Source organism: Mesorhizobium sp. M7A.F.Ca.CA.002.05.1.1 (assembly GCF_003998335.1).
Lineage (GTDB): Bacteria > Pseudomonadota > Alphaproteobacteria > Rhizobiales > Rhizobiaceae > Mesorhizobium.
In genome coordinates, this window is sequence record NZ_RZQI01001556.1 from 1 (window position 1) to 620 (window position 620).

Here is a 620-nt window from a genome sequence, read left to right on the forward strand (position 1 = left end):
CTGTGCGGCGTGTCGATCCTGGTCTGGTCCGGCTTCGGCACCGGCAATCTGTTCGGCGACGGACTGGCACTGCTGATGACCATCGGCAGCGGCCTCTACATGATCATGGTGCGCGCGTTCCGCGACACGCCGGTGGTGTGGGCCGGCGCGGTTTCGGCGTTCCTGCTGTTCCTGCTCGGCTGGTTCGTCACCGATCCGCTGGCGGTTTCGCAAAGGGATGCCGTTCTGCTCGCCACGTTCGGCGCGTCCTTTGCGTTGTCCTCGATCCTGTGGACGGAGGGCGCGCGGCTCATCCCGCCGGCCGAATCCGGACTGCTCGGCTCGGCCGAAGTGCCGTTCGCGATCCTGTTTGCCTTCCTGTTCCTGGGCGAGATTGCACCAGCCGCCAGCATGATCGGCGGCGTCATCGTGTTGTGCGCGGTGTTCGCCCATGCGGGGCGGGATTGGCTGAGGGCCCGCTCGCAACGCATGGCCGGCCCGCAACGCGTGGCGTCAAATATTTCTTAAAAAAGTGACACAGTCACGGAACCATCATCCGGGTCAGGCATTATGGATGCGACGGGCCATCCCCAAGTCCCCCCAAACCCCTCGGCCCGTCCTACTCCAAGCCGACCGTAAGG

1 protein-coding gene is annotated in these 620 nt (G+C 65.0%); it reads left to right on the plus strand.

Annotated elements, in window-relative coordinates; translation table 11 throughout:
* Nucleotides 1-507, plus strand: a 507-nt coding sequence (locus tag EN939_RS37005; protein WP_164751639.1) for a DMT family transporter, incomplete at its 5' end; no start/stop codon positions are given.
* Nucleotides 508-620 lie beyond the last annotated feature (113 nt).